This window comes from Salinigranum sp., from assembly GCF_041641895.1.
Taxonomy (GTDB): domain Archaea; phylum Halobacteriota; class Halobacteria; order Halobacteriales; family Haloferacaceae; genus Salinigranum.
Genome location: NZ_JBEPXO010000023.1, coordinates 17,592 through 43,390 on the forward strand (window position 1 = coordinate 17,592; position 25,799 = coordinate 43,390).

The 25,799-nt window shown below is 68.5% G+C and carries 27 protein-coding genes; 11 read left to right on the plus strand and 16 right to left on the minus strand.

Annotated elements, in window-relative coordinates; translation table 11 throughout:
• The first annotated feature begins 117 nt into the window (after positions 1-117).
• Together ACESK5_RS06940 and ACESK5_RS06945 are read left to right on the plus strand one after the other, a co-directional pair.
• A complete protein-coding gene (locus ACESK5_RS06940; protein WP_372910824.1) occupies positions 118-861 on the plus strand; it encodes a beta-ketoacyl-ACP reductase in 744 nt (247 codons plus the stop codon).
• A gap of 125 nt (positions 862-986) precedes the next feature.
• On the plus strand, positions 987-1,226 hold the full coding sequence (locus ACESK5_RS06945; RefSeq protein ID WP_372910825.1) for a TrmB family transcriptional regulator: 240 nt from the start codon (positions 987-989) through the stop codon (positions 1,224-1,226).
• Positions 1,227-1,232: 6 nt separating this feature from the next.
• Here the strand turns inward: ACESK5_RS06945 and ACESK5_RS06950 are convergent, their stop codons facing one another.
• The 4 genes from ACESK5_RS06950 to ACESK5_RS06965 all read right to left on the minus strand — a co-directional run bounded on the left by ACESK5_RS06950 (position 1,233) and on the right by ACESK5_RS06965 (position 4,328).
• On the minus strand, positions 1,233-1,979 hold the full coding sequence (locus tag ACESK5_RS06950; RefSeq protein ID WP_372910826.1) for a hypothetical protein: 747 nt from the start codon (positions 1,977-1,979) through the stop codon (positions 1,233-1,235).
• A gap of 45 nt (positions 1,980-2,024) precedes the next feature.
• On the minus strand, positions 2,025-3,113 hold the full coding sequence (locus ACESK5_RS06955) for an NADH:flavin oxidoreductase/NADH oxidase (RefSeq protein WP_372910827.1): 1,089 nt from the start codon (positions 3,111-3,113) through the stop codon (positions 2,025-2,027).
• Positions 3,114-3,394: 281 nt separating this feature from the next.
• Entirely contained in the window at positions 3,395-3,943 is a 549-nt protein-coding gene (gene dpsA / locus ACESK5_RS06960) for a DNA starvation/stationary phase protection protein DpsA (RefSeq protein ID WP_372910828.1), read from the minus strand.
• Between the two features lie 250 nt (positions 3,944-4,193).
• Positions 4,194-4,328 (minus strand): hypothetical protein, encoded by a 135-nt coding sequence (locus tag ACESK5_RS06965; protein WP_372910829.1) that lies wholly within the window; start codon positions 4,326-4,328, stop codon positions 4,194-4,196.
• Between the two features lie 980 nt (positions 4,329-5,308).
• On the opposite strand from ACESK5_RS06965, the gene ACESK5_RS06970 reads away from it, so the two are divergent.
• From ACESK5_RS06970 to ACESK5_RS06985, 4 genes are all read left to right on the plus strand, one after another.
• Positions 5,309-6,607, plus strand: coding sequence for a HEAT repeat domain-containing protein (locus ACESK5_RS06970; RefSeq protein ID WP_372910830.1), 1,299 nt, complete (start codon positions 5,309-5,311; stop codon positions 6,605-6,607).
• A gap of 64 nt (positions 6,608-6,671) precedes the next feature.
• Positions 6,672-8,264, plus strand: a complete 1,593-nt coding sequence (locus tag ACESK5_RS06975) for a phospholipase D-like domain-containing protein (RefSeq protein WP_372910831.1) — start codon at positions 6,672-6,674, stop codon at positions 8,262-8,264.
• A 205-nt stretch (positions 8,265-8,469) separates the two neighbouring features.
• On the plus strand, positions 8,470-9,507 hold the full coding sequence (locus tag ACESK5_RS06980) for a S1C family serine protease (protein ID WP_372910849.1): 1,038 nt from the start codon (positions 8,470-8,472) through the stop codon (positions 9,505-9,507).
• 92 nt (positions 9,508-9,599) lie between these two features.
• Positions 9,600-10,955: a hypothetical protein gene (locus ACESK5_RS06985; RefSeq protein WP_372910832.1), complete on the plus strand. Its 1,356-nt coding sequence runs from the start codon at positions 9,600-9,602 to the stop codon at positions 10,953-10,955.
• 16 nt (positions 10,956-10,971) lie between these two features.
• Here the strand turns inward: ACESK5_RS06985 and ACESK5_RS06990 are convergent, their stop codons facing one another.
• On the minus strand, positions 10,972-11,727 hold the full coding sequence (locus ACESK5_RS06990) for an ABC transporter permease (protein ID WP_372910833.1): 756 nt from the start codon (positions 11,725-11,727) through the stop codon (positions 10,972-10,974).
• Positions 11,724-12,710, minus strand: a complete 987-nt coding sequence (locus ACESK5_RS06995) for an ABC transporter ATP-binding protein (protein ID WP_372910834.1) — start codon at positions 12,708-12,710, stop codon at positions 11,724-11,726. Before ACESK5_RS06995 ends, ACESK5_RS06990 begins: the two co-directional genes overlap by 4 nt.
• A gap of 289 nt (positions 12,711-12,999) precedes the next feature.
• Between ACESK5_RS06995 and ACESK5_RS07000 the strand changes: the two genes are divergently transcribed.
• Positions 13,000-13,197, plus strand: a complete 198-nt coding sequence (locus ACESK5_RS07000) for a XapX domain-containing protein (RefSeq protein ID WP_372910835.1) — start codon at positions 13,000-13,002, stop codon at positions 13,195-13,197.
• 126 nt (positions 13,198-13,323) lie between these two features.
• Here ACESK5_RS07000 and ACESK5_RS07005 read toward each other — a convergent pair whose 3' ends face one another.
• On the minus strand, positions 13,324-14,355 hold the full coding sequence (locus tag ACESK5_RS07005; protein WP_372910836.1) for a Gfo/Idh/MocA family protein: 1,032 nt from the start codon (positions 14,353-14,355) through the stop codon (positions 13,324-13,326).
• Between the two features lie 115 nt (positions 14,356-14,470).
• On the opposite strand from ACESK5_RS07005, the gene ACESK5_RS07010 reads away from it, so the two are divergent.
• Positions 14,471-15,493 carry an aldo/keto reductase gene (locus ACESK5_RS07010; protein ID WP_372910850.1) on the plus strand — a complete coding sequence of 341 codons (1,023 nt, stop codon included), beginning with the start codon at positions 14,471-14,473 and terminating at the stop codon, positions 15,491-15,493.
• Positions 15,494-15,953: 460 nt separating this feature from the next.
• Here ACESK5_RS07010 and ACESK5_RS07015 read toward each other — a convergent pair whose 3' ends face one another.
• The 5 genes from ACESK5_RS07015 to ACESK5_RS07035 form a co-directional block, all read right to left on the minus strand.
• Entirely contained in the window at positions 15,954-16,367 is a 414-nt protein-coding gene (locus ACESK5_RS07015) for a hypothetical protein (RefSeq protein ID WP_372910837.1), read from the minus strand.
• Between the two features lie 9 nt (positions 16,368-16,376).
• Positions 16,377-16,607: a SelT/SelW/SelH family protein gene (locus tag ACESK5_RS07020; RefSeq protein WP_372910838.1), complete on the minus strand. Its 231-nt coding sequence runs from the start codon at positions 16,605-16,607 to the stop codon at positions 16,377-16,379.
• A gap of 57 nt (positions 16,608-16,664) precedes the next feature.
• The gene (locus ACESK5_RS07025; protein ID WP_372910839.1) at positions 16,665-17,147 is read right to left on the minus strand and encodes a histidine kinase; all 483 of its coding nucleotides are present in this window, start codon (positions 17,145-17,147) and stop codon (positions 16,665-16,667) included.
• 116 nt (positions 17,148-17,263) lie between these two features.
• Entirely contained in the window at positions 17,264-17,977 is a 714-nt protein-coding gene (locus tag ACESK5_RS07030) for a hypothetical protein (protein ID WP_372910840.1), read from the minus strand.
• Positions 17,978-17,996: 19 nt separating this feature from the next.
• Entirely contained in the window at positions 17,997-19,442 is a 1,446-nt protein-coding gene (locus ACESK5_RS07035) for a heme o synthase (protein WP_372910841.1), read from the minus strand.
• A 173-nt stretch (positions 19,443-19,615) separates the two neighbouring features.
• On the opposite strand from ACESK5_RS07035, the gene coxB reads away from it, so the two are divergent.
• A complete protein-coding gene (gene coxB / locus ACESK5_RS07040; protein ID WP_372910842.1) occupies positions 19,616-20,488 on the plus strand; it encodes a cytochrome c oxidase subunit II in 873 nt (290 codons plus the stop codon).
• A gap of 127 nt (positions 20,489-20,615) precedes the next feature.
• Here coxB and ACESK5_RS07045 read toward each other — a convergent pair whose 3' ends face one another.
• Together ACESK5_RS07045 and ACESK5_RS07050 are read right to left on the minus strand one after the other, a co-directional pair.
• The gene (locus ACESK5_RS07045) at positions 20,616-21,053 is read right to left on the minus strand and encodes an adenylyltransferase/cytidyltransferase family protein (RefSeq protein ID WP_372910843.1); all 438 of its coding nucleotides are present in this window, start codon (positions 21,051-21,053) and stop codon (positions 20,616-20,618) included.
• The gene (locus ACESK5_RS07050) at positions 21,050-21,526 is read right to left on the minus strand and encodes a Mov34/MPN/PAD-1 family protein (protein WP_372910844.1); all 477 of its coding nucleotides are present in this window, start codon (positions 21,524-21,526) and stop codon (positions 21,050-21,052) included. Before ACESK5_RS07050 ends, ACESK5_RS07045 begins: the two co-directional genes overlap by 4 nt.
• 137 nt (positions 21,527-21,663) lie before the next feature.
• Here ACESK5_RS07050 and ACESK5_RS07055 point away from each other — a divergent pair, with 137 nt between their 5' ends.
• Together ACESK5_RS07055 and ACESK5_RS07060 are read left to right on the plus strand one after the other, a co-directional pair.
• A complete protein-coding gene (locus ACESK5_RS07055; RefSeq protein WP_372910845.1) occupies positions 21,664-23,577 on the plus strand; it encodes a DHH family phosphoesterase in 1,914 nt (637 codons plus the stop codon).
• 155 nt (positions 23,578-23,732) lie between these two features.
• Positions 23,733-24,386: a bifunctional 4-hydroxy-2-oxoglutarate aldolase/2-dehydro-3-deoxy-phosphogluconate aldolase gene (locus tag ACESK5_RS07060; RefSeq protein WP_372910846.1), complete on the plus strand. Its 654-nt coding sequence runs from the start codon at positions 23,733-23,735 to the stop codon at positions 24,384-24,386.
• A gap of 145 nt (positions 24,387-24,531) precedes the next feature.
• On the opposite strand, the gene ACESK5_RS07065 is transcribed toward ACESK5_RS07060, so the two are convergent.
• Entirely contained in the window at positions 24,532-24,879 is a 348-nt protein-coding gene (locus ACESK5_RS07065) for a hypothetical protein (RefSeq protein ID WP_372910847.1), read from the minus strand.
• Positions 24,880-25,012: 133 nt separating this feature from the next.
• Positions 25,013-25,696 (minus strand): carbonic anhydrase, encoded by a 684-nt coding sequence (locus ACESK5_RS07070; RefSeq protein WP_372910848.1) that lies wholly within the window; start codon positions 25,694-25,696, stop codon positions 25,013-25,015.
• Positions 25,697-25,799: the final 103 nt, after the last annotated feature.

A 25,799-nucleotide genomic window follows, 5' to 3' on the forward strand; every position in this document is an offset into this window, starting at 1 on the left:
GTCACGCTTCGGGCCCCGTCGAGACCTGAACTATTATACGCCGGTTCCGAGTGTCTTGCACTGTGGGTCAACGTCACCGAGTCGACATGGGTTCGATTCGGGGCGCTCACTTCGAACATGAAACTCCAAGACAGAACCTGTGTCATCACTGGCGCATCGAGGGGGATTGGCCGCGGCATCGCGGAGGAGATGGCTGGCGAGGGTGCGAACGTCGTCATCAACTACCGTTCTTCCGAGGAGGAGGCACGGGACACCGTCGAGACCATCCGCGACACAGGCGGGGACGCCATCGCGTCGCAGGCCGACGTCACGGACTACGAGGCCGTCGGAGAGATGCGCGACGAGGTGCACGACGCGTTCGGCCCCGCGGACATCCTCATCAACAACGCCGGCATCACGAAGGACACGACGTTCGCTCGGATGACCCCCGAGGAGTGGCAGACGGTCATCGATGTCAACCTCAACGGGACGTTCAACGCCTCGAAGGTGTTCTTCGAGGACATCAAGGCGTCCGACCAGGGGAGACTCATCAACATCTCCTCGATTGTCGGCAAGCAGGGGAACTTCGGGCAGGCCAACTACGCCACGGCGAAGTCGGGGATCTTCGGCTTCACCCGGACGCTCGCGCTCGAACTCGCCCCTTCGGGGTCGACGGTGAACTCGGTCGCCCCCGGATTCACCCGGACGGACATGCTCGACGAAGTCCGCGAGGACATCCAGGAGCGCATCCTCGAGGAGATTCCGATGGGCCGGTTCGCCGAGGTCGAGGACATCTCCCACGTGGTCAAGTTCCTCGCCAGCGAGGAGGCCTCCTACATCACCGGGGAGGTCATCGACGTCAACGGCGCGATGGACCTCTGACCCCCGGGGCCGGTGCCGTGCGAGCCTTGACCAAGGACATAATACTCAATATTAACCATATAGACTGTATATTCATCCATACAAGGTAAGCTTAAGTGGAGTCCGGTCAATCCGTTGAGTAGACAATGAGCCAGCAACTCCTCACCCGCGGTGCGAACGAGACGACGCCCGAACTGCCGACCGAACTCGACTCCACGTCGTCGAAGTTGGTCTACCTGTACCTCCACGCGAGCGGTGCCTGCACCATCGACGAACTCCAGTCCTCGCTGGAGATGAAGAAGATCTCGCTGTACCCGCTCCTGAAGACCCTCTCGAAGAAGGGGCTGGTCGACAGCGAGGGCGAGACGTACCAGGTCGCCTCCTGACCCGGTTCAGTTCCCGTCGCGTTCGTCGTCGCGCCGGTCGCTCTCTGTCTGGTCGGTCCGGTCGCCGTCCCCGTCGGCGGCCGCCGACTCGTCGCGAACCTCCTCTCTGATAGACTCCAGTTCCGCGTCCACGTCGATTTTCACGCCCGAGTCGTCGGCTTCGCCTTCGTCGACCGTTTCCGCACGCTCCGCGTCGGTCTCGCCATCCCCGTGTTCGTCGTCGACGGGGATGACCACGCCGCCACCCCGGTTCTCGCTCGTTCTCCGCCCCGGTCGCGACCGGGAGTCTCGTTCGGTCTCGCGGGCCTCGGCGAGTCTGGACTCGATTTCGGCGGTGAGGTCGCGCGCCTCCCTGAAGACGTCCCGTGCGACCGGGTCGGACGGTTCCTCGGTCCCCGTGAGGACGCGTCGGAGGTCGTCGAGCGCCCGTTCCGTCCCGTCGACCACGCGCCGGTCGACGCTGTCGAGTTCCCGCTGCCCCTCCCGAAGACTCCGCTCCGGGTCCGCCAGTCGGAGGACGCCCCGGAGCAGTTCGAGCGACTGAATCGTCGTCTCGAGGATAGCGATGACGGTCGGGATGGTGTACTCCTCGGTGAATCGGACGACGTCGCTTCCACGGGGCGGGTCGCGACGGGTCGACCGGCGTGGCCCGTCGTCGGCGTCGAGTGTCCGCTCGAGGTCGTCCAGCGTCGTCCGGAGGTCACCGAGTAGGGCGGCGAGGTCGTCACGGTCCCGGTCGTTGTCGCGGCTCATACACCCTGTTGGGGGGGCGGAGGCAAAAACGTCCGCGCACCCTCGTCACCCACGCGAGGCGCGTCGGTACTGTGGCGGCCACTGCGCTTCGGCCCCCAGTTCCTCCGCCGCCTGGTGTGCGAAGTAGGGGTCGCGGAGGTGTTCGCGCCCGAGGAGGACGAGGTCGGCCCGTCCGTTTCGGACGAGGGCGTCCGCGTGCTCCGGGGTGGTGATGGCACCGACGGCCGCGACGGGAACGTCGGCCTCCGCCCGCACTCGCTCGGCGGCGGGCACCTGATACCCCGGGCCGGTGTCGGGGAGTTGCTGGTCGGGGTGGATACCCCCACTGCTGACGTCGACGAGGTCGACGCCCAGGTCTGTCAGGTCGGCGGCGAGTCGCACGGTGTCGTCGACGGTCCACGACTCGCGGTCGGGGAGCCAGTCGGTCGCGGAGACGCGGACGAACACCGGTCGGCCGTCCGGCCACACCTCTCGAACCGCCTCGACCACCTCCCTGACCAGTCGCGTCCGTCCCGCGAAGTCGCCGCCGTACCCGTCCGTCCGGCGGTTGGTGACGGGCGAGAGGAACTGGTGGAGCAGGTAGCCGTGGGCCGCGTGGACCTCGGCGACGAGGAAGCCCGCGTCGCGGGCACGCTCGGCCGCCGCGGCGAACTCGTCGACGACTTCCTTGACGGCTCCCTCCGAGAGCGCGCGGACCGGCGGCGAGTCGGCGTCGGTGTACGGCCACGGCACGTCGCTCGGCGCGAGGACCTCCCACCCGCCGTCGGCCGGTGCGATGGGCGCCCGCCCCTCCCACGGCCGGTGGGTGCTCGCCTTCCGCCCCGCGTGTGCCAGCTGGATTCCGGGGACGGCACCCTGTCCGCGGACGAACGAGGCGACGCGTTCGAGCGCTTCGGCCTGCTCGTTGGTCCAGATGCCGAGGTCCTGGGGCGAGATGCGCCCCTCGGGCGAGACGGCAGTCGCCTCCGTCATCACGAGGCCCGCACCGCCTACCGCTCGACTCCCGAGGTGGACGAGATGCCAGTCGGTCGCGACGCCCTCGACTGCGGAGTACTGACACATCGGGGACACGCCGATACGGTTCGGTATCCTCGTCTCTCGTAAGGTGTACGCGGAGAACAGCGACGAACTCATCGCAGGGAGTTGGTCCTGTGAGGGTAATACGTTGTGCTCCCTCGGACGGGTGATGGGGACACGAGTGGACCCGACGTCGCGTCCTCACCCGCGCCTGGGTGCAACCCGACGCCGACACGGTCACAGAGCGGGTGACGCCACTGCAGACGTCTCCCGACCGACTGGCCGTCACCGACTAGGGACGCACCGACGGGTGACTGGCCAGCGACGCCGCTGTCGGCTTCGAAAAAAATACGATCGTGCCGTGAGCCGTAGCGCCCGCGTAGCGCCGTCTTCGCGCCTCAGTGCGTCGCTTCCTCGAGCACGAGCGTGTCGTCCTCGAGGTAGTGTTCGATGTGGTGTGCGGCCTCCTCCACCTCGATGAGGTTCTCGCGGAGCAGGTGTGCCGTCGTCGGGTCCCCGAGGTTCTCGGCGAGTTCGACGTGCTCGCGCAGCGTCTCGATGATGTCGCCGTACATAGTCATGTCGTTCGACAGGGACGTCCGGACGTCGTAGACGTCGTTCCCCTCGGGCTCGACGGGCGCGTGTTCCTCGAGGGTCTTGCCGCCCGAGAGCGGAACGCCGCCGAGCGCCTGCACCCGCTCTGCGAGTTCGTCGGCGAACTCCTCCGCGTCCTCGGCGGCCTCGCCTAGGAAGAGGTGGAGGTCGCGGAACTCCGCGCCCTCGACGACCCAGTGGTGTTTCTTCAACTGGTGGTAGAGGACGTACGTCGCCGCGAGGTCGGTGTTGAGGGCGTCGACGAGTTGCTCCGCACGGTCGGCGTCGATACGGAGTGCCTGGCTCCCTTCGACGTTACCCGCGTGCTGCCGGACGATTTTCTGCGTGCTCATCGTACGCTAGTGTTGTGCGAGTTCCCACTTTATGCTTGTGTTCCGGAAAAATTCCTTTCCCGCACGAGAAGAAGAGTGGGCTTTGGCGGTACGGCCCGGTGTGGAAACCACCCGACCGGAGTCACACACATATGTGTCGAGCACGTAGCTCTTCTGCTGGCCCGACGGCCAGCAGGCGACCGCGAACCACGTGGGTTCTGTCATGGTTTCCCACTGGGTAGGGCGCGGTCGCCACCTCGTTCGTCCCCGTTTACGGCGCGCCGGGCGTCTTCTGGCGCCAGTCCTCACAGTTCGGGCACACCGGGTCGCCCTCGCCGGTGACGCGCACGAGGAGGGTCGCCCGACAGGCCGGACAGAGTTCGTCAGCGGATTCGTAACCGTTCATGACTTGACGTTCCCGACGGCCCTGTAAGTGCTTTCTGCCCGACATGGGGGAGGGTTCGACCGGTCGGACCGACGACTCGAGGACCGGCCCGTCGACGGTGGACGCGTCGCTGTCGGTCTCTGGGTTCCAAGTCGAATGACTCGCGACGCCCTGCTTACGGTGCGCCGGCCGTCTCCTGACGCCAGTCTTCACAGTTCGGGCACATCGTGTCGTTCCCGCCGGTGACGCGCACGAGGAGGGTCGCACGGCAAACCGAGCAGAGGTCGTCAGCGGGTTCGTAATGTTTCATATCTAAGGGGTAGGGGGGCGATTGTAAGATAGTTCCGCTTGCTAAACAAACTCGAAGCGTCGGGTGAGTCTCGAGTGGGGCGTCAGTGTCGCGTGAGTGCCCGTGACTCCCACCGCACGCGTCGGAACCGCCGACGTCGAGGGTGCGAGGGGGGTCCGCGGCCGGACGTTATGGGAATCCTACATTTGCGAGGATTGAAATGAGACGTATCCCGTGTATCGAGGTGGGTCCTTTACTCCTCAACTCCTCTCCCTCGAAGGACCCTCCGCTGGTCGTGGTGAGCGACGGGACCGGTCGACGGCCGCGGAGAGCGGGCGGCCCCGGACGAACCAGCGACCGGGTGGACCGCCCCTCCCTCTCCCCCCTCCCGATGGGCACGCGGCGCCTGGTAGACATAAGGGTTCCCTCCCGGATATCAGGACAGAGAGTGAGTCGGCCGCCTGCCCGGCGACCTCTCCCTTCGACGGCCTGTCACGACACGCGTAGGGGTCCACGTCGGTGACAGACACCCCGTGGTCTCGCTCCTGTGCCAGGGACGCAGGACGACCCGTGTTCGCGCGTCACCCCCACGCCGACCGTCAGCCGGACCGCCGTGTTCCCCTGCGGACTCGTCACCGGTCGTCTCCCCAGCCCGGTCTCGTCGAAACCGATATGGAAACGCTCTTTTCACAGACGGCCGGAGTTTCGAGGTATGAGTGACGGGGACGACGACGCCGAGTCATCCGGGGCGGACGAGGAGCCCACCGCAGAGAGCCTCGAGGAGCGCCTCGCCGCCGCCGAAGAGGAGCTAGAGGCCGCCGAGACCGAAGCCGACCTCGACGAGGTTGAAGCGACCCTCGACGACATCGAGAGCGACCTCGCAGCGGCCGACCTGCCGGAACCGGACGAGGACGACGAGGACGCCGAGGACCCCCGCGCCGACCTCGAGTCGGAACTCGAGGGGCTTCGTGAGGCGCTGGAGGAGGCCCGCGGGCCCTACGGTGAGGACGTGGTGGCCGAAATCGAAGACGCGAAGGCGACGATAGAGGACACCCGCTGGACCGAACAGGGCGAAGCGGAGGTTGCCGAGGCCGTCGACAGCTTCACCGACACCGTCTCCGAGACGCTCGACGGTGACTTCTCGGCCGAGAGCGACGCCACCGAGGACCTCGTGGCCGTCCTCGACTCCGTCGCCGAGGCCGTCACCGCGGCTGGCTTCGACGCCGACGAGGACGAGGAGGAGATCGCCGCCCTCCTGGAGGCGACCGACGAACTGGCGGCCGACCTCGAGGAGGCCCAGGAGTGGGACGACCTGCTCGTCAACGAACAGCTCGAGGCGCTCGGCTTCTACGACTGCCTCGGCCACTACAAGGACTTCCCGCCCGAGTGGTCCGCGCTCAAGGAGTGGGAGAAGCGCGGCAACGTCGAGATGGTCCTCCTCGCGCTCGACAAACTCGGTGACTCGGGCTTCATGGAGGAGCACTGCCTCGAAGCCATCACGCGTATGGGCGACCCCGGCGCGTTCGACGAGATGCACGCCCGCGCGCAGAAACGGGGTAAGCCGGCTATCAAGGCGCTCGGGAAGATGGGCGCCGACGCCGCCGACGCCGTCGAGACGCTCGTCGACTACGTCGACGCCGACTCCGACCCGGCGCTCCAGAAGGTGACGTTCAAAGCCCTCGGCGAAATCGGCTCCGAGGAGGCCACCCAGGCCATCGCGGACAAACTCGTCATGGACAACGACAACGTCCGGCCGCACGCGGCCCGCGCACTCGGCCTCCTCGGCGACACCCGCGCGGTCCAGCCGCTGACCGACGCACTCACCGACGACGAGAACGACAAGGTCCGTGCCGCCGCGGCGTGGGCACTCCGCCAAATCGGCACCGAGACGGCGCTGGAGGCGGCCGCCGACGCCACCGACGACCCCGCGTTCGTCGTCCAGCACGAGGCCGAACGCGCCGCGGAGACCCTCGCGTCGTCCGACACGGGCGCCGAAGCGCCAACGGCGTAGCGCCCGCCGCTCTTCTCTCAGCCCGCCCGAGCGTTCTTGTACGAAGCCGCGGCCACCCCGTGGCGTGTCCCGTCCACGTCGTCCCTGCGCCGCCCGTCTCGTGATCGTCGCCCTCGTCGTCGTCGGCGCGACGCCGCTCTCGTCGGCGGCGGGACCGACAGCGGGTCCGCGACTCGTCGCGGTGTACCCGAACCCACTCGCCGACGGCGACGCCGGGGAGTTCGTCGTCGTCACCACGCCCGGCCCGGCGAACGTCACCCTCTCCGACGGCGAACGGCCGTTGACCGCCTCGCTGCCGGGGGGCCCAGTCGCGCTCTCGGACGACCCGACCGCCGCGCGGGCGCTCACCGACCACCCGGTCCTCGCACTCCCCGGACTCGCACTCGCCAACGGGGGCGAACGACTCGTCCTCGAACGCGACGGACGCACCGTCGACACCGTCGTCTACGAGGACGCCCCCGCCGGCGAACGGCTCATCGTCGGGGCCGAGGGCGGACGCGAGTGGCGCCCGATCGGCTACGAACCACGACAGGTACTGCGCTACGACGGTGCGCAGGCAAGAGCGTTCGTCCTCCCCGACTCCCCCGACGTCGTCCTCGAGACGCTCCGTTCGGCCGACGACCGTGTCCTCCTCGCGGGATACACTTTCACGTCCCCTCGCGTCACGCGCACGCTGGTCGACGCCACCGAACGCGGGGTCTCCGTTCGCGTCCTCGTCGACGACGCGCCCGTCGGCGGCCTCACGACCCGCCAGGCCCGGATGCTCGACCGTCTCGCTCGTGCCGGGGTCGAAGTCCGCGTCATCGGCGGCGAGGGCGCTCGCTTCTCCTTTCACCACCCGAAGTACGCCGTCGTCGACCACACCGCGCTGGTCCTCACGGAGAACTGGAAGCCGGCGGGCGTCGGTGGGCGCTCCAGTCGGGGGTGGGGCGTCCGCGTCGACTCTCCCCCGCTCGCCGCGGACCTCGCCGCCCTCTTCGCGTCGGACATGGCCGGCGGGGACGTCACTTCGTGGACCCGCTTCCGTCGTGGCCGGGCGTTCACCGAGAGCGACCCCCTCTCCCGGGAGACGTACCCGACCCGGCACGCCCCCGAGCGGGTCCACGTCGACTCGCTCCGACTGCTGACCGCCCCGGGGAACGCCGAGGAGGCGGTCGTGGGGGTCATCGACGGGACAGACGACCGACTCGACGTCGTGCAGGTCTCGGTCGAGCGCGACCACCCGTTCACGCGCGCCGCGTTCGACGCCGCCCGCCGGGGTGTCGAGGTCCGCATCCTCCTCTCGGGAGCGTGGTACGTCCGCGAGGAGAACGAGGCAACTGCCGCGTGGCTGAACCGCCGGGCGAAGCGTGAAAACTTCCCGCTGGAGGCGCGTGTCGCCGACCCCGGCGGGCGGTTCGAGAAGGTCCACGCGAAGGGCGTCGTCGCCGACGACACCGTCCTCGTCGGCAGTCTCAACTGGAACCGCCACGCCAGTCGGGAGAACCGCGAGGTGGTCGTCGCCCTCGACGGTGCGGCCGCGGCCGATTACTACCGCGAGAGCTTCGCGGCCGACTGGCGCGGCGGACAGGGGCCCGGCGGGCTGGTGTGGGTCGCGGCAGTCGCGGCCGTCGCCGGTGCGGTGCTGGCGTGGCGGCGAGTGCGGTTCGAGCGGTAGACGGGTGCGACGGTGGCCGTCGTCGACGTGGTGCCGGCGTGACCGTCCGCACCTCGTCCTCGCGACGGCGGCCGTCCATCTTCGGTCCACCGTCCCGTGTTACCGCACGACAGTGGTATATAGCCTCGACGCTTACCCGAGGTGAGCGTCGCTCCCACGCACGCGCCGAGCGGCGGCCACAGTGGACGACGCCCACGCAGACCACATGCACGTCGACATCGACTACGAACGGTTGTACCGCGACACCATCCCGTCGGTGGTGTCTGTGTACGTCGGACGCGGCGCCCCGGCCCGAGGGGCCGGTTCCGGGTTCGTCTACGACCTCGCGGGAGAGACGAGTGACGGCCCCACCGGGCCGGACGGCTACGTCGTGACGAACGACCACGTCGTCGCCGATGCGACGGACGTCGAGGTCCGGTTCGCCGACGGCCAGTGGCGGACCGGCCGCGTCGTCGGCCGCGACTCCTACACCGACCTCGCCGTCGTGCGGGTGCCGGACCTGCCGACGGCGGCGCGACCGCTGCCCGTCGCCACGGAGAACCCACAGCCGGGGCGGCCCGTCGCCGCCCTCGGCAACCCACTCGGCCTCGACGGCTCTATCTCCGCGGGCATCGTCAGCGGGTCGAACCGCTCGATGCGGACGTCCAGCGGCTTCGCCATCCCCGACGTCGTCCAGACGGACGCGCCCATCAACCCCGGGAACTCCGGTGGCCCGCTCGTCGCTCTCGTCGTGGCCGACACGGACGACACCGCCGACTCGACCTACGAAGTCGTCGGCGTCAACCGCGCGCGACAGGGGGACAACATCGGCTTCGCCGTCTCGCCGGTCATCGTCTCGCGGGTCGTCCCCTCGCTCGTCGACGAGGGGCGGTACCGCCACTCGTACCTCCGGACCCGGACGCTCGACGTCACGCCGACCATCGCGGCGGCGAACGACCTCGACGAGCCGCGGGGCGTCCTCGTCGTCGACGTCGCCGCGGGCCCGACGGCGGGCGACAGGCTCCGTCGGTCGACGGGGACCCGGACGCTCCACGGCCAGCGCATCCCGGTCGGTGGCGACGTCATCGTCGGCGTCGACGGGCACGAGATACACACCCACGAGGAACTGATGCGGTATCTCATCACCGAGACTCGGCCCCACGAGCCAATCGCAGTCGACGTGGTTCGCGACGGGACTCCGCAGACGCTCGAAGTCGTCCTCGGCGAGCGTCCGGCCCCCGACAGACGCGTCCCGGTGAACTAGGGCGTCGTCGCGGTCGTGACGGCTCCCTCCGAGACTCAACACTGATATCCTGATACGAACGCTCAAGAAGTCGGCTCCTGAACGAGGACTACATGGACCACTCCCGACGACGGGTGCTCGCCCTCACGTCGTCGCTCTCGCTCCCGCTCCTCGCGGGGTGTACCGGAATGCTCGGTTCGGGTGACGACGCCGACGCCGGTGAGAGCGGCGACAGCGACGGCGGTGGTGGCGGTTCGAACGAGGCGACGGAGACGCCGACGCCGACGAAGACGCCGACGCCGACGCCCGAACCCGAATCGGAGTTCCTCGTCCGGACGCGGACCGTGATGGACGAGATTCGCTGGTTCGGCACCCGGTACGAGAGCGCACGCCGCCGCTACCTCCTCGAGGTCAAACCGGTCGCCGAGACCATCGCGAAGCTCAAAGACGTGAACACCCTCACGATGGGTGACGTCGAGGAACTCCGGTCGAAGACGACCGACCTCGCGACGTACGTGTCGGAGGAACTCGCACCGCACTTCGAACTCGACGCGGCCCTCCGGAAGGGGAACAACGTCTACGTCCGCAACTTCGCGGCGGCCGTCGAACAGGACGACACGGCGGCCCAGCAGAACGCGCTGAGTCGACTCGACGTGTTCTACACCCGCGCGACGAACGAGTCGTACCTCGACCAGAACCTCTCGGCGTCCCCCATCGAGGACCCACTCCACAGCCTCCTGGGGTCCGGACGGGGCGGCGAGACGATCTTCGGCGTGAGCTATCCCCCCGGGGACAACTTCACGACGCAGACGTTCTCGGACGACTACAGCGGTCGGGCGCGAGACGAGATACGGCCGCACACCCACGAGTTCGCGACCGGTCAGCGCGTCTACGCCCACGCACACACCTACGACGCCGGCCACAGCATCTACGACCACGAGAACGAGCGCCCGACTGGGGTCATCTACGCGTTCTCCGACGGGGCGATCGACATCCTCGAGGACACGCAGGCGTGGCGCGAGCGGGTCGGCGACTACGAACCGGCGTACACGAACGTCTTCGACGCGACGGTCGTCCGGGAGGGGCGCGTCGATTACGCGTACGTCATGGCGAACAAACTCGTCACCGGCACCGACAGCGACGAACAGTTCGCCGGCGTCCCCATCTTCGTCCAGCGGTTCGAGAGCGAGGACGCGGCCGTGGCGGCGATGGAGACGCTCCTCTCGACGACGCTCGGCGAGGACGGGACGACCCGGATGGGTAACCGGGAGTGGACCCGCGTCTACTACGACTACGACGGACCGAACCTCTACGCGAACCTCCACCGGATCGGCGAGTTCGTCATCGCGACGAGCGTCTCGTCGCGGCCACACCGCGACCGGAGTCGCGACCAGCAGTGGCCCGAGCCGCTCATGCTCTCGTGGCTCGGCATCGTCGAACCGGCGGCCGAGACACCGACGGACGGCTAGCGCCGCTCTCCGCTCGTCACTCCGTCCACGGGACGGCGACGGCACCAACCGCGAAGACGACCACTGCGAGGGCCGTGAGCACTGCGAGCGGTCCCGTCCAGTCTCCGCTCGAGAAGGTGAGCGCCCGCACGCCGCGGGCGAAGTACGTCAGCGGCGACAGCCCGGTCACGGGCTGGAACCACGCCGGGAGGAGGTCGGTCGTGACGAACGTCTCCGAGAGGAACAGCAGGGGGAGCGCGACGGCGTTGCTCGCGGCGATGACGCCGTCCTGCGAACTCGACAGTCGACCGATGATGGAGCCGAGCCCACAGAACAGCGCCACCCCGAGGGCGACGAACGGTACGAGCACGAGACTCGTGGGGGCGAGCGGGACCGACGCACTCGTCAGGACCACGACGAGCACGAGGAGCAAGAGCGCCGCGAGGCCGATGACGACCACGTTCACGAGCGTCTGCGCGAGGAGCCACTCCGCGCGCGACAGCGGCGTCGTCGCCAGTTTCTGGAAGCGGTTCCCCTCGCGGTGACGCGCGACGGTCGACCCGACGCGCGACAGCGGCGTGAACAGCACGACGACGGCCAGGTAGCCGGGGACGTAGTAGCCCGGTGGTTCGGCGAACAGTCCGCCACCCGTGGGCTGGGTCTGCACCAGCACGCCGAAGATGAGGACGATGATGACCGGGAAGAAGAACGTGAAGAACACCGCGGTCCGGCGGCGGAGGAAGGAGTTCCACGCGGCGTCGAACTCGGCCGAGACGCGCCCGAGACGGCTCATTGTCCCCCCTCCGTCCCACCGACGTTCGCACCCGCGGCGACCACGTCGTCGGTACCGCTCGCGGCCGCCGACGCGACGCCCCGGTAGTCGCCCTCGAAGGTCTCGCCGGTGAGCGACAGGTAGACGTCCTCGAGCGACGGCTCCGACCACGCGAGCGACCCGTACTCGACGCCGTGCTCGTCGAGGGCCGTCGCCACGTCACCGATTTCGCGCGGGGCCACGCCCCGGACGACGACGCCCTCGGCCGCGGCCGAGACGGCGTACCGCCCGTCGAGGGCGGCGGTCGCATCCGCGGTGTGCTCCGTCTCGACGACGAGCGTGCTCTCTCCGCCGTGCTCTCGGATCAGGTCGTCGGGGGAGCCGACCGCGACGAGTTCGCCCCCGCGGACGAGTCCGACGCGGTCGGCGAGGCGGGACACCTCCTGCATCGAGTGGCTGGTGAGGAAGACGGTCGTCCCGCCGGCCGTGAGGCGGTCGACGAGCCGCCAGACGGCGCGGCGGCCGGCCGGGTCGATACCCGTCGTCGGTTCGTCGAGAAAGAGGACGTCGGGATCGTTCACGAGCGCGGCACCGACGCACGTGCGGCGCTTCTGCCCCCCCGACAGGTTCTCGTACCAGGTGTCCGCGGCCTCAGCGAGTCCGACCTCGTCGAGGACCACCTCGGGGTCGCGTGCGGCGTCGTAGAGACCGGCGTAGTACGACAGTAGTTCACGGGGGGTGAGCCGCGCAGCGGGCGAGAACGACTGTGGTAGGAGCCCTAGCCGGTTCGCGTCGACGTCCTCGGGTGGGTTCCCGAGGACGCGGACGGTCCCCTCCACGGTCGTCGTGCCGGTGAGTGCCCGGACGAGCGTGGTCTTGCCCGCCCCGTTCGGACCGATGAGACCGAACACCTCACCGGGTCCGACGGTGAGAGAGACGCCACGGAGTGCCTGGACGTCGCCGTAGGACTTCCTGAGGTCGTCGGCGACCAGTACCTCGTCCATACCTCTGCAGATGGCCACCCGATGTAAATACAGACCGACTCGGTTCTCCTCGCGACGCCGTGCGGTGACTGCACACCCGCTCGGGTGTGACCGCGGACGGGAGTCGACACGCGGGGACACGGACCCGAGCCTGCCGCCCCCTCGACGACTGTCCTGGCAGCACCCGCCGGAGTCAGTGGGGGGCTTCCACGTTCGAGCCGCGAGGGACCTCACCGTCTGATACGGCGAACCACGCCCTGGCAACCGGCTTCGCACAATTCTTTTTTACAACCGTGGACTAGCGTCGAATATGGAATGGCTCAAAGCTGCCCTGATTTCGGTGAGCGCCGGAATACTCATTGGAGGGGTTCTGGCAGCCGCAGACCTCCCGAGCCCCGCTCCCCAACACTACTTGGGCGTCGTCGCGGGAGCGTTCACTCTCGTCGGCATGTTCTTCGGCACCTACGCGGTCAATCACGCCGATTCCCTCGTGAGTATCGTCGCCTGAGCGTCGCCGTACTACTGCATCCGGCCTCGGGGACCGTTCACTGCCGTGCCTCGTGTTCTCTCGGGCACGCCACGACGCGGGTACTCCTGACTCCCTCGTCTGCCGGACAGCACGGTTCCGACCGGCTCAGCCCTCCCACCCTGGCACCGACACGCGCTCGCCCCGCTCGGCCGACTCGTAGGCCGCCTCGGTGAGCGCCACGACGCGTCGGCCGTCGACCGCGGGAATCTCCAGTTCGGCCTCGTCGTCGATGGTGTCGACGACGTTCCCGAGTTTCCGGCGGGTGAGCTCCTCGAAGTCGGGAACCGACGGTGTCGTCTCGTAGGTCATCCCCGCCTCGCGGAGCGTGATGCTCTCCCCGTCGAACGCGATGGTGCCTTCGTCACCCCAGATGCGGAGCGACTCCCCGGGGTCGGGGATGGAGGCTCCGTCGCCGGAGACACCGACGCTCGCAGTGACCGGGTTCGGTTTCGGTTTCCGCGACCCGACGGCCTCGTCGCGCTGTTCGAGCGTCATCGTGAGTGCGCTGTTGACGTCGACGTCGTGAGCGCGGCGGTCGACCGTCGCCGTGACGGAGACGGGGTCCGCCCGTAGCGTCCAGCAGAGGACGTCGAGCAGGTGCGACCCCGAGTCGTACAGTTGGCCGCCGCCCGAGAGGTCGGGGTTCGACCGCCACTGGTGCTGCGTCCACTTGATCCACTCCTGTTCGAGGTGGCCGACGACCATGTGCGGCCGCCCGATGCGGCCCTCGTCGACGAGGCGGCGAATCTCGCGGAAGCGGGGGTCGAAGTGGCGCTGGTAGCCGACCGCGAGCACCAGGCCGTGTGCGTCGGCCCGTGCGATGAGGTCGTCGGCGTGAGCCAGGTCGGTCACCATCGGCTTCTCGATGTGGACGTGAACGTCGCGGGAGAGACACTCGCGGGCCTGGTCGTAGTGGAGGGTGTGGGGCGTGACGATGGTGACGAGGTCGACGTCCTCGGTCCCGAGGAGGTCGTCGAGTGTCTCGTACGCCGGACAGTGGAGTTCCCGCTCGAACTGTTCGCGAGCACCGGGGGAGGGGTCCGCACCGCCGACGAGGCGGACCCCGTCGAGCGAGTCGAGTACCTGCGCTTCGAGTCGACCGAGGTCGCCGAGGCCGAGACAGGCCGCGTTGTGCATACCGGGGTGCGAGCGGGCAGGCCGATAAGCGCGTGGGTCGGGGCAGAGTTTCACTGCTGTGACAGCCGCAACCCCGAGGGTTTTGTGGGCGCTCGAAGAACCGGAGAGCATGAGTATGGACTACAGACGGCTCGGTTCGACCGGGACGCAGGTGTCGGAACTCTGCTTCGGTACGTGGCGGTTCGGGCGCGACTCCCCCGAGGGGCCGGAGACGTCGCGTGACGAGGCGCACGACCTCCTCGACCGGTTCGCCGACCACGGTGGGACGTTCATCGACACCGCGAACGTCTACGGCGACCCCAACGGAACCTCCGAGAAGTGGATCGGCGACTGGCTGGCGGGGCGGGACCGCGACCAGTACGTGCTCGCGTCGAAAGTGTACTTCGGCTTCGACGAGTCGAACCCCAACGGGTCGGGCCTGTCGCGGACGCACATCCGCCGGCAGGTCGAGGGGACGCTCGAACGCCTCGGTACCGACTACCTCGACGTCTACTACATCCACCGCTGGGACGACGAGACGCCCATCGACGAGACGCTCGCCACCCTGACGCGCCTCGTCGAGGAGGGGCGAGTGAACTACCTCGGCGCGTCGACGATGGCCGCCTGGAAGCTGATGAAGGCGCTGGGCCGGAGCGCACAGCACGACTGGGAACGGTTCGAGGTCACACAGCCGCTGTTCCACGCGGCCTACCGCGACGACGTCGCGGACTACCTCGACGTCTGCGCGGACCAGGACCTCGCGGTGTGCCCCTACTCGCCGCTCGCCGGCGGGTTCCTGACGGGGAAGTACGAGCGCGCGGACCCCGACGACCCGAAGCAGGTGAGAGCCCCGGACGGCTCTCGGGCCACCATCTACGAGTCGTTCTCCGACTACTACCTCTCCGAACGCGGCTGGCACGTCCTCGACGCGGTTCGCGAGGTGGCCGACGAACTCGACGCGACGCCCGCACAGGTCGCGCTCCGGTGGCTCATGGAGCAGGAGGCGTTCACCTGCATCCCCATCGTCGGCGCCCGGACGACGGACCAGCTAGACGAGAACGTCGGCGCCTGCGACATCTCGTTGTCGGACGCGCAGTTCGAGCGCATCGAGAACGCCCGCTACGCCGACCCCGAGACGAAGCAGCGCTGGGGCCACTGAATCGGCAGCACGGGCCCGTTCCTCGTCCGCTGGCCACGCTACGGTGGCGTGGCGGTCGCAGCGCCGTCCACGCTGGTACGCGAGGCCTCCACGAGTGACCGACCAGCGGGAGGGAGCGAGTCGGCCGGAGAGGGTCGTGCCTGCAGCGCGCTCGCCTTCCGCGCGGTTCTGGTCCCGTCGACCGTTCTCGTCTCGCTCCGTCCCGTCTCGTTTACATCGCGCGTGAGCGCCCAGCCGACGAAGCCCCCGTCCCTCACGCCGCCGGTGCCGTTCGTCTGGCTACCCGCTCGCCGAATCCTCTTGTACGATGCCGCGGCCAACACCGCCGAGGATGACCTGACCGCCGCCGTGCGGCGAGGCGCGGGTGTTCGGTACGCCGCCGCACGGGACGTGCGTGTACCGACTGTCAGCGACGGAACTGTAGCGACTGCCGTGTCGGCTTCCGGTGATGATGGGGGACTCACAGCAGCTCGGCGTCGCGCACGATGTCGGCGACGACGTGGACGTAGAGGAGCACGCCGACGAGGACGGAGAGCCGTGTGTCGAGGCTCGAGAGACTCGCGACGAGGAACCCCCCGAGCAGCAGGTGCGAGAGCAGGCGGTACGGGCGGAGCAGCGACTTGTCGACGTCGGCGAACACGGCCTCCTGTTCGACGAGGCCGACCCGGGGGTTCGTGACCGCGCGACGGAGGTTCGTCCAGTCTCCGCGCATAGCGCGGGCGATGACGAAGTGGTCGAGGTCGACGAAGACCGAGAGGGCGACGCCACCGACCCACAGCGCCACCTGCGTGGGGAGCGGTTCGCTCGGGAAGAGCACGGCGACGGCGGCGACGCCGACGACGGCACCGACAGTCGCGTGTTCGGCCGACTTCATCTCGACGGCTCAGACGTACTCCCGGAGACGCCGGGTGATGACGTCGAGGTCGTAGGGGTCGTCGGCCTTGTCCCACACCACGTCGTCGTCGACGCGGACCTGGAGGACGCCGTGGTCGCCGGTGACGAGCGCGACGCGGTCGAGTCGATCGCCGAACTGCTGGAGGAGCGCGCGCTGGATGTCCTGTGCCCGGTCGAGGAAGCCACAGGGGACGCAGTACTCTATCTCGACGGTGGTCATACCGGGAGGTTCGACGACCGCGTTAAAAGAAGGTCGGGGAACGGTTCGGACCCGTACTCAGAGGAGTCTGCGAAGCACCGGATACGTCGCGCCCAGGACCAGTCCGTAGACCCCGTGACCCACGAACCCCATCAGCGAGAGGTTCGGCAGGGGCGGGGCGTTCGGGAAACCGACGGCCGAGAGCCAGAGCGGCATGGCGACGCCCGCCGTCGGGACAGTGAGCACCAGACCGTAGGCGAGGCCGAGCGCCGCGGCCGATCCGACCGCTCTCGTGTACGGTTCCACGGACGGACGGGTCGCGAGCAGGGCGAAGCCGAGACCCAGCACGGCTCCGTGGAAGAGGTGAATCGCCCAGCCGACGGCGAGGTTCGGGCCCGAGACGCCGTAGAGGGCGGGAATCGCCACGGCGATGACCCCGGTAGCACCCATCAGCATCTGTACCGCACCGAACACGACGGTCCCGACGATTCCAGCGAGTCCGGCACTCACCCAGGTGTCCGATAACGATTCGGTCGTCTCTGTCGCAACTGCGGAACTCATCGGTCATCACGTCTGTTGCCTGGGAATTAAGGCTACCTCGGTGCCGCGTCCACGACACACTCCCGTCGGGGGCGGAGTGTCCACGGAACGGAACGGAACAGTTGGCGAGTCGACAGTCACCGTCTCCGCGCCAGGGGACGCCACGTCAAGAGCGCCACCGTCGCGAGGAACGCCACGGTGGAGACGTCGTACGGCCAGGTGGTCGCGGCGACGACGACGAGCGACCCCGACCCGAAGACCGTGGTGGCGAGCGACCCGAGGACCGGCCAGGTGCACGAGACGCACGAGAGGAGGCCGAGCGACCCCGAGAGGGCGGAGCCAGCGGCGTCGATGACCGTCGCGTAGACGAGATACGCGAGCGAGAGGTAGCCGACGACCTTGTACGGCATCAGGATGACGAGCAGCCACGAGCCCTGGTAGACGAACGCCGGTCCCCACCCCGGCGGGAGGAGGCGGAGTTCGAAACTCCCAGCCGCCGTCGTGCCGTGGCTGTGCAGGTGACCGTCGGTGAGGAGCGAGGCGAGGGGGCTGGTGTGGCTCGGTCCGACGAGGCCTCCGGCGACGGCGAGGACGAGGAAGTAGCCGCCGGCGACGAGCAGCGCGATGCGTCTGGTCCGGGGGCTCGCCTCTGCGGGTCGCGTCTTCGCTACGGCGTACAGTCCCGCGTTGATCCACAGGAACGCGTACAGGATGAACCGCCACGAGTCGATAGTGATTGACTCGACTGCGAGGTAGACGAGCACGGCGAGTATCTCGGCGTTGACGACGACGGCACCCACGAGTAGGTCGGTCTTCGTGGGTCGCCAGTCGAGTCGGGTGACGGTTGACATGGAGGGTCGAGCGGGGTCGTCAGAGGACGAGCGTGTCGACGACGATTGCCAGCAGTAGCGCGCCGAGGTACGCGTTCGAGGCGTGGAACGCGCGGAACGCCGCCCCTTCGTTCTGCTCGTAGTGGAGGCGGACGACCGCCCAGAGGAACACCCCGCCGAAGAGGACGCTCGTGAGCACGTAGACGGAGCCGAGAGGGGCCATCGTTCCGAGCGCCCCGGCGGCGACGAGCGTCGCGCCGAGGTACCAGACGATGTGTTTCCGCGTGACTGTCTCGCCCCGGACGACCGGCATCATCGGGAAGCCGCCGCGCTCGTAGTCGTCCTTGTACGCCAGGGCGAGGTTGTAGAAGTGTGCGGGCGTCCAGAGGAAGATGACCGTCGCCAGCGCGAGTCCACCCCAGCCGATAGACCCGGTGACGGCGACCCAGCCGATGAGCGCGGGGAGCGCGCCTGCCGCACCGCCGATGACGGTGTTCTGGACGGTGTTGGGTTTCAGCAGGAGGGTGTAGACGACGGAGTAGAAGGCGATGGCTCCGAGACCGAGCACGGCCGCGAGGAGGTTGACGGAGGCGAACAGCGCGACGGAGGCGAGACCGAGTACGGCCGCGAAGGCGAGCGCGTTGCGGACGGGGACGATATCGGTCGCCAGCGGCCGGTCGGAGGTCCGCTGCATCTTCCGGTCGATGTCCCGCTCGAGCACGTGGTTCAGCGTCCCCGACGCCCCGATGGAGAGGACGCCACCGCCGAGCGTCGCGAGCATCACCTGCGGCGTCAACCCCGGATGAATCGACCCGGCGAGCGCCATCGCGGCGCTCGCGACGAGACAGAGGAGCCACATCAGTCGTGGCTTCGTCAGTCGGAAGTACGCGTACGTCACCGTCTTCGCCCGGGCCAGCGGCGCGTCCGGGAGCGACGGTCGGTCGTGGTCGTCGTCTATCGGTTCTTCGGGGAGGCTCGGCTCGCCGTCGTCGGTCGCTGCCGTCGCGGTGTCGTCCGTCCCAGTCCGTGCCTCGAGCGTCCACGCCAGCGCGGCGACGAGGCCGGCGAAGATACCCATCCCGACCACGAGGTGCGCCGCCCGGAGCCACCCGCCGGCGGTGGTCGCGACGAGCGCGCCCAGTCCGGCCTGCAGTGGGTATAGGAGCGCCGAGGCCGTCGTCGCCGTTCGGACACGGCGCGACTCACCGCTCCGCCAGGCCGAGACGAGCACGGCGGCGACGAGGAGGCCGACGAACACCGCCGCGACCCGATGACCGAGTGCGACGTAGCCGTCGGTCGTCGAGGGGAGAGCGAGCCCGTCACCGCAGGCCGGCCACGCCGTACACGCCGACGCCGCGTCCGTCAGTGCGGTCGTCGCACCGACGAGCAACAGGAGGTAGACCGCCATGGCCGCGGCCGCGAGGAGCCCGGGGAACCGTCCCGGCCGTCCAGTCCACGCCCGCGACTCACATGCGTCGCGCGACATATCTATGCCCGCTTGGGAGCCGTCCTACTTAGACACCCCGCTTCGGTCGCCGTCCGGGACTGTCCGCGAGAGCGTCGACGGCCCTCCGACTGCGGGCAGAACCTCCGGACGCTACGCCGGTGACGGTCGAGTCAGTAGGTATTTACGTTCCAGTTCCCAAGCCCCGCTTAGCAATGAGACGGACGCGACTCGGGCTCGTCACACTCCTCTCCGTGGTCGTCCTCGCACTGGCCGCGGACCCCGTCGCCGCACAGGCCTCTGCGACGTCGGGACTGATCAACGAGCTCAATGGAAAACTGCTGTACGTTGCCATCCCCATCACCGTCATCACCCAGGCTATCCTCCTCTACACGGTGATTCGGTTCCGGCGGAACGACGAGGCACAGCCGACGAAGGAGAACCGCCGCCTCGAGATCACCTGGACCATCGCCACCGCCGCCGTCCTCCTGTTCGTCGGCGTCGCCTCCTACGGCGTGCTCGCGAACCCGAACGTCACGTACATGCCCGGCATGAACGACGACGGCCCCGGCGAGGGAGACGTGGTCGTCGAGGCCGAAGCGTACCAGTGGGGCTGGAACATGCGCTACCCCGAGGAGGACGGCGTCACCGCTCCGACCGTCGAAGGGAGTCCCCAGGTCGTCATCCCGAAGGACACCGACGTCTATTTCGAGATAACGTCGACGGACGTGATACACGGCTTCGCCGTGCCCGAACTCGGACTGAAGCAGGACGCGATGCCCGGCGCGACGAACACGATCAAGACCGTCGCCTACGAGGAAGGGACGTATCAGGGCTACTGTACGGAGTACTGTGGCGTCGCCCACTCGCAGATGTACTTCACCGTCAAGGTCGTCTCCCAGGAGGAGTACCAGCAGTTCCTCGACGAGCAGCAGTCCACACCGACCGCGACGGCAACCGCAACGCCGAGTGGAAACTCCCCGGCGACTTCGACCGCAACACCGAGCGGCAACTCCACGGCGACTTCGACTGCGACCGCGACCACGGCTTCGACTGCGACCAGCACGTCGACTCCGAGCGGGAACTGAGCGTCTCCCTCGCCGCGGCGGCCGGTCCGCCGTGACACCCGGTTTTCGGTTCTCTCTCTTCACGCGACGAGTGCTCGGCTCTCCGTCCACGCGGTAGTCGCTCGTCCGCCTCTCGTCCGAGCGCGCGTCAGTCGCCGCGCTCGGTCACGATGCGGTCGATGATGCTGCCCGTCGAGAGGAGTTCCCCGTCGTAGGCCGGGTCACGGGCGGAGGCGCGCGTCACCTCACAGTCGAGGCCGCGCGCAGCGAGTGCGTCGCGGAGTGCGTCCTCGTCGTGGTGCTGGTCGTGGCCGAGGACGATGACCGCGGGGTCGATTTCGCGGATGGGGACGAAGATGTCGTCGGGGTGTCCCAGGCGGGCGTCGTCGACGACGTCGAGGGCGGCGACCATGTCGCGGCGCTGACGGTCGTCAAGGACGGGTGGCGCCTTGTGAGTGACGTTCCTGCGGCGGGCGACGATGACGTGGAGTTCGTCACCCATCGACCGTGCCTCCTTGAGGTAGTGGAGGTGTCCGGGGTGGAGCAGGTCGAACGTCCCCTGTGCGACCACGCGTCGCTCGCTCACAGGAGGTCCTCCTCGGTGAAGTCGAAGAAGTCACCGGGGTCCGGCAGGTCGACCTTCAGCACCGGCAGTCGCGTCGGCTCCCCACGGGAGTCGAACGCCCGCCAGTCGTCGGGCTGGTACGGCGCGCCGAGGATGAGGTGGACCGCACCCGACCCGAACGTCGCGAGGTCGGCGTCACTGGGCCGTAGCACACCGTTCGGGTGGGAGTGGACCGACCCCACGGCAGAGAAGTCGTTCGGGAGGAGTTCCGTCGGGACCGTCGCACTCACCTCGTTCGACGTGGTGCCCGGGACGACGAGGATGTCGGTGACGACGGTCCCGTCGCGGTCGAGAGTCACACCCAGGTCGCGTGCGGCCTCGCCGCGGAGAAAGCCCATGTACTCGTTGGGGTGGGTCTCCCGGGAGGCTTCGAGCGCGAACCGGAGGACGTCGGCCGCGATGCCGACGACGTCGCTCGACCGGAACAGGCGCATACGCCACCCTCGGGTGCGTCCGCATCTAAGCGTTCCGGTAGCCGGAGTGGGCAGTCGATTCTCCTCCGACCGAGAGACCGAAACGGCGCCGAGCCCATCATGAAACGCTTATCACCGGCCGGACGCCACCTGCACGTATGACTACAGAGGACGCCGGGGGTTCCGGCGCGGACGCGGGTTCGAGTTCGGACTCGCGGCCGACGGTCTACGATCTCGCTCCGAACTGTACGCTCGACGAAGTCGCGGCGGGCAACTACTACCACGCCGTCGTCAACGGCGTGGTCGACTACGGCGTGTTCGTCGACGTCTCGGACGTCGTCTCCGGACTCGTCCACGAGTCGAACCTCGACGGGTCGTACGACGTCGGCGACCGACTCGTCGTCCGTCTCGACGAGATTCGTGACAACGGCGACATCTCCTTCTCCACCGCCGGCATCGACACCTACCGCACCGAAACCGTCGACCACGTCCCGACCATCACCGGCATCGCCGACATCGAGACCGGTGCCGAGGTGACGATCGAGGGGACGGTGTCGCAGATCAAACAGACCGGCGGTCCCACGGTGTTCCGAGTCGTCGACCACTCGGGCATCGTCGCCTGCGCCGCGTTCGCCGAGGCCGGCGTCCGCGCCTACCCCGAGGTCGAACTCGACGACGTCGTGCGCGTCACGGGGACCGTCGAGGAACACGACGGCGCCGCACAGGTCGAAGTCGACGACGTCGAACGCCTCGACGACGAGACGGCCGCGGAGGCCCGCGAACGCATCGAGTCGGCGCTGACCGAACGCGCCGCCCCCCACGCGGTCGAGACGTTCGTCGAGTGGCCCGCCTTCGAGTCCATCCACGAGGACCTGAAGGAGGTGGCCCGTCTGCTCCGGCGAACCGTCCTCGAGGGGCGTCCCATCCGCGTCCGACACCACGCCGACGGCGACGGGATGTGCGCGGCACTCCCGGTTCAACTCGCCCTGGAGCGGTTCATCGAGCAGACGCACGACGACGACGACGCGTCGCGGCACCTCTGCAAGCGCCTCCCCTCGAAGGCCCCGTTCTACGAGATGGAGGACGTGACGCGCGATCTCAACTTCGCGCTCGAGGGGCGCGCCCGCCACGGCCAGAAGCTCCCCCTCCTGTTGATGCTCGACAACGGCTCCACCGAGGAGGACGTCCCCGCCTACCGGAACCTCGCACACTACGACGTCCCAATCGCTGTCGTCGACCACCACCACCCCGACCCCGAGGCCGTCGAACCGCTGCTGGACGCCCACGTCAATCCCTACCTCCACGGCGAGGACTACCGCATCACCACCGGGATGATGTGCGTCGAACTCGCACGGATGATCGACCCCTCGGTCACTGAGGACCTCCGACACGTGCCCGCTGTCGCCGGCCTCTCTGACCGTTCGAAAGCCGAAGTCATGGGAGAATTCGTCGAACTCGCCGAGAGCGAGGGCTACTCCCGGGAGAAGCTCCAGGACATCGGCGAGGCGCTCGACTACGCCGCTCACTGGCTCCGCTACTCCGACGGCCAGTCGCTCGTCAACGACGTGCTCGACGTCGGCTGCGACGACGACGAGCGCCACGAGGAGCTGGTGTCGTTCCTCTCCGAGCGGGCCGAACGCGACGTCGAACGGCAGCTCGACGCTGCCGAGCCGCACGTCGAGCACGAACGACTCGCCAACGACGCGCACCTGTACCGCATCGACCTCGACCGGTTCGCCCACCGCTTCACCTACCCCGCTCCCGGGAAGACCACGGGACAGCTCCACGACCGGAAGGTCCAGGAGACGGGTGACCCGGTCATCACTATCGGCTACGGGCCGGACTTCGCCGTGCTCCGCTCCGACGGCGTCAGGCTGGACATCCCGCAGATGGTCGCCGAACTCAACGAGGAAGTGGTCGGCGGCGGCGTGTCGGGCGGCGGCCACCTCGTCGTCGGCTCCATCAAGTTCGTCAAGGGGATGCGCCAGGAGGTCATCGACTCGCTCGTCGACAAGATGGCCGACGCCGCCATCGACGACGACCTCTCCTCGACGGCCACGCTCGACGACTAGTCGGTCCGTTCGGGGGGAACAGCCGGCCGCGTGACTTGCTTCACCACGTTCTCCGCGCGTACTCGTCTCCGACGCCGACGTCGACGTCCCCGCCAGCCGGTGCGACAACCGCTCACTCGCCGGGGTTTAATACTGCGTCGGGCGCAGCCACGAGCATGAGCCTCGACAAGCACGACACGATGCAGCGACTCCGAGACAGCGGGACCGTCGCGGTGCTGCGCGGTGCCGACGCTGACGCGCTGGTCGAGACGGTCGACGCGCTCCTGGCGGGCGGCGTCACCGCAGTCGAGATAACGGCCGACAACCCCGACGCGCTGACGATGATCGCGTCGGTCGTCGGGAGCTTCGACGACGACGTCGTCGTCGGCGCCGGGACCGTCCTCGACGAGGAGACGGCGGTCGACACCATCCGCGCTGGCGCGGAGTTCGTCGTCGGCCCCACCGTCGAACGCGACGTAATCGACGTCTGCAACCGATACGGAACGCTCGTCGCGCCGGGCGCGTTCACCCCGACGGAGGCGCTCACCGCGTACGAGGCCGGCGCGGACCTCGTGAAGGTGTTCCCCGCCTCGTCGGGCGGGCCAGCCCACCTCGGCGGCATCAAGGGCCCGCTCCCACAGATTCCCCTCATGCCGACGGGCGGCGTCGACGCCGACAACGCCGGCGACTTCATCCGTGCGGGTGCGGAAGTCGTCGGCGCCGGCAGCGCGCTGGTGCCTGGTGACGCCGTCGAGGCCGGCGACTTCGAGATTATCACCGAGAACGCGCGGGCGTTCACCGAGGCGGTCGAGGCGGCGCGCTCGGCGTGAGGGTACTGGGACGGTCGCGGCCTCACCCACGATGTGGCGTCGGCTGGACGCCCCCGCTGACGTGGTCGGCGCGGCAGGTGACCGGCGCCGTGGCTGTGCAGGGAGAGGCACTCCTCAGAAAGTGACGAGGCGCGGAGACGGAGCGCTACGCTCGAAGCGTTCCGATGCCGCGGCGGGCCACGGCGACGAGGAACAGTCCGAACACCGCCACGACTAACCACTGACCCGTCTGGGAGCCGAGCGCTTCGGCGAACATCCCTAACAGGTCGAGGCCGACCGCCTGTCCGAGCGCGAACAGAAAGAGCACGAACCCGGCGACACCGATTCCCCAGCGCACCGCCGCGCTGGCGAACAGTTCACCGAGCCCGGACCGCGAGTCTGCGGCCGCTCCTCGCTGTTCGTCCGGCTGCTGCGTCGCTGCCTGCTGGTTCTGCTGTGGCTGTGCGTCCTGCGCTGTGCGTCCTGAGTCCGCACGTTCGTCGTTTCGGGGCATAGGTGGGACCCCGTTTGGTTCAGACCCCCGGAAGACTTGAATAACATGCGGCTACCGCGGAATTAATCCTCACTGTACGCGAACTTTCGGCTGGGCTGACCGCTCTGGGTCGGCGCGACGGAGCGAGGGCGACTCAAAGCAGTGTCGGGGCGACGTTCTGGCGGTCCTGGTCGACGACGTCACGCGGCTCCCCGTCACCGACCGCGACGAGGTACGCCCGCCCGTCCTCGTCCCCGTACCGGCGGTGGATGTCGTAGACGAAGCCGTACACGGCTGCGTCGGTCTGCGTGGCGACGAAGTCGACCTGCTCACGTACGTTGTACTCGACGAGACGGTCGACGACGCCGCTCCGCTCACCGTCGAGGTCGACCGGCGCGTTCTCGACCATCGTGACGAGCGAGTCGAGGTCCTTCCGGACGCCCGGCGGGAGGTCCGCGAGGTCGGTCTGCCCCGTGACGACGTCGTAGGCCGCGGTGACCGCCCCACAGCCCGTGTGCCCGACGATGGCGACGACGTCGGTGTCGGTGAACGTCACCGGGTAGGCGACACCACCGTCGAGGACGCGTTCACCGTCGACGTCGGTCGTCGAGCGGTTACCGATGTTCGCGACGGTGAAGAGTTCCCCCGGGTCGGAGACGTCCCACATCCCCTCCTGAGAGACCCGTGAGTCAGAACAACAGACAGAGACGACGGGCGGGTGCTGGGCGTCACGGACCGCGTCGAACTTCGACTCGTCGACGCTGGCGACGTGGCGGTCGTTCCCAGCCAGGAGGTCACGGAGAACCTCTTCGGAACGTTGTGGTTGCTCGTGGCTCATACGCGCAGCATCACCGCGGTGCGTGATAGGGGCTTGGGAATGTATCGACCGGCGTGCCGACCGCTCCCCACTCTCTGTAGGTTCGGCGGTGGCCGTCGCCCTC

Excerpts from the sequence above, each read along its gene's own strand:
- ACESK5_RS06940 (WP_372910824.1), top strand. The coding sequence starts at position 118 with ATGAAACTCCAAGACAGAACCTGTGTCATCACTGGCGCATCGAGGGGG.
- ACESK5_RS06945 (WP_372910825.1), top strand. The coding sequence starts at position 987 with ATGAGCCAGCAACTCCTCACCCGCGGTGCGAACGAGACGACGCCCGAA.
- ACESK5_RS06950 (WP_372910826.1), bottom strand. The coding sequence starts at position 1,979 with ATGAGCCGCGACAACGACCGGGACCGTGACGACCTCGCCGCCCTACTC.
- ACESK5_RS06955 (WP_372910827.1), bottom strand. The coding sequence starts at position 3,113 with ATGAGTTCGTCGCTGTTCTCCGCGTACACCTTACGAGAGACGAGGATA.
- dpsA (WP_372910828.1), bottom strand. The coding sequence starts at position 3,943 with ATGAGCACGCAGAAAATCGTCCGGCAGCACGCGGGTAACGTCGAAGGG.
- ACESK5_RS06965 (WP_372910829.1), bottom strand. The coding sequence starts at position 4,328 with ATGAACGGTTACGAATCCGCTGACGAACTCTGTCCGGCCTGTCGGGCG.
- ACESK5_RS06970 (WP_372910830.1), top strand. The coding sequence starts at position 5,309 with ATGAGTGACGGGGACGACGACGCCGAGTCATCCGGGGCGGACGAGGAG.
- ACESK5_RS06980 (WP_372910849.1), top strand. The coding sequence starts at position 8,470 with ATGCACGTCGACATCGACTACGAACGGTTGTACCGCGACACCATCCCG.
- ACESK5_RS06985 (WP_372910832.1), top strand. The coding sequence starts at position 9,600 with ATGGACCACTCCCGACGACGGGTGCTCGCCCTCACGTCGTCGCTCTCG.
- ACESK5_RS06990 (WP_372910833.1), bottom strand. The coding sequence starts at position 11,727 with ATGAGCCGTCTCGGGCGCGTCTCGGCCGAGTTCGACGCCGCGTGGAAC.
- ACESK5_RS06995 (WP_372910834.1), bottom strand. The coding sequence starts at position 12,710 with ATGGACGAGGTACTGGTCGCCGACGACCTCAGGAAGTCCTACGGCGAC.
- ACESK5_RS07000 (WP_372910835.1), top strand. The coding sequence starts at position 13,000 with ATGGAATGGCTCAAAGCTGCCCTGATTTCGGTGAGCGCCGGAATACTC.
- ACESK5_RS07005 (WP_372910836.1), bottom strand. The coding sequence starts at position 14,355 with ATGCACAACGCGGCCTGTCTCGGCCTCGGCGACCTCGGTCGACTCGAA.
- ACESK5_RS07010 (WP_372910850.1), top strand. The coding sequence starts at position 14,471 with ATGGACTACAGACGGCTCGGTTCGACCGGGACGCAGGTGTCGGAACTC.
- ACESK5_RS07015 (WP_372910837.1), bottom strand. The coding sequence starts at position 16,367 with ATGAAGTCGGCCGAACACGCGACTGTCGGTGCCGTCGTCGGCGTCGCC.
- ACESK5_RS07020 (WP_372910838.1), bottom strand. The coding sequence starts at position 16,607 with ATGACCACCGTCGAGATAGAGTACTGCGTCCCCTGTGGCTTCCTCGAC.
- ACESK5_RS07025 (WP_372910839.1), bottom strand. The coding sequence starts at position 17,147 with ATGAGTTCCGCAGTTGCGACAGAGACGACCGAATCGTTATCGGACACC.
- ACESK5_RS07030 (WP_372910840.1), bottom strand. The coding sequence starts at position 17,977 with ATGTCAACCGTCACCCGACTCGACTGGCGACCCACGAAGACCGACCTA.
- ACESK5_RS07035 (WP_372910841.1), bottom strand. The coding sequence starts at position 19,442 with ATGTCGCGCGACGCATGTGAGTCGCGGGCGTGGACTGGACGGCCGGGA.
- coxB (WP_372910842.1), top strand. The coding sequence starts at position 19,616 with ATGAGACGGACGCGACTCGGGCTCGTCACACTCCTCTCCGTGGTCGTC.
- ACESK5_RS07050 (WP_372910844.1), bottom strand. The coding sequence starts at position 21,526 with ATGCGCCTGTTCCGGTCGAGCGACGTCGTCGGCATCGCGGCCGACGTC.
- ACESK5_RS07055 (WP_372910845.1), top strand. The coding sequence starts at position 21,664 with ATGACTACAGAGGACGCCGGGGGTTCCGGCGCGGACGCGGGTTCGAGT.
- ACESK5_RS07060 (WP_372910846.1), top strand. The coding sequence starts at position 23,733 with ATGAGCCTCGACAAGCACGACACGATGCAGCGACTCCGAGACAGCGGG.
- ACESK5_RS07065 (WP_372910847.1), bottom strand. The coding sequence starts at position 24,879 with ATGCCCCGAAACGACGAACGTGCGGACTCAGGACGCACAGCGCAGGAC.
- ACESK5_RS07070 (WP_372910848.1), bottom strand. The coding sequence starts at position 25,696 with ATGAGCCACGAGCAACCACAACGTTCCGAAGAGGTTCTCCGTGACCTC.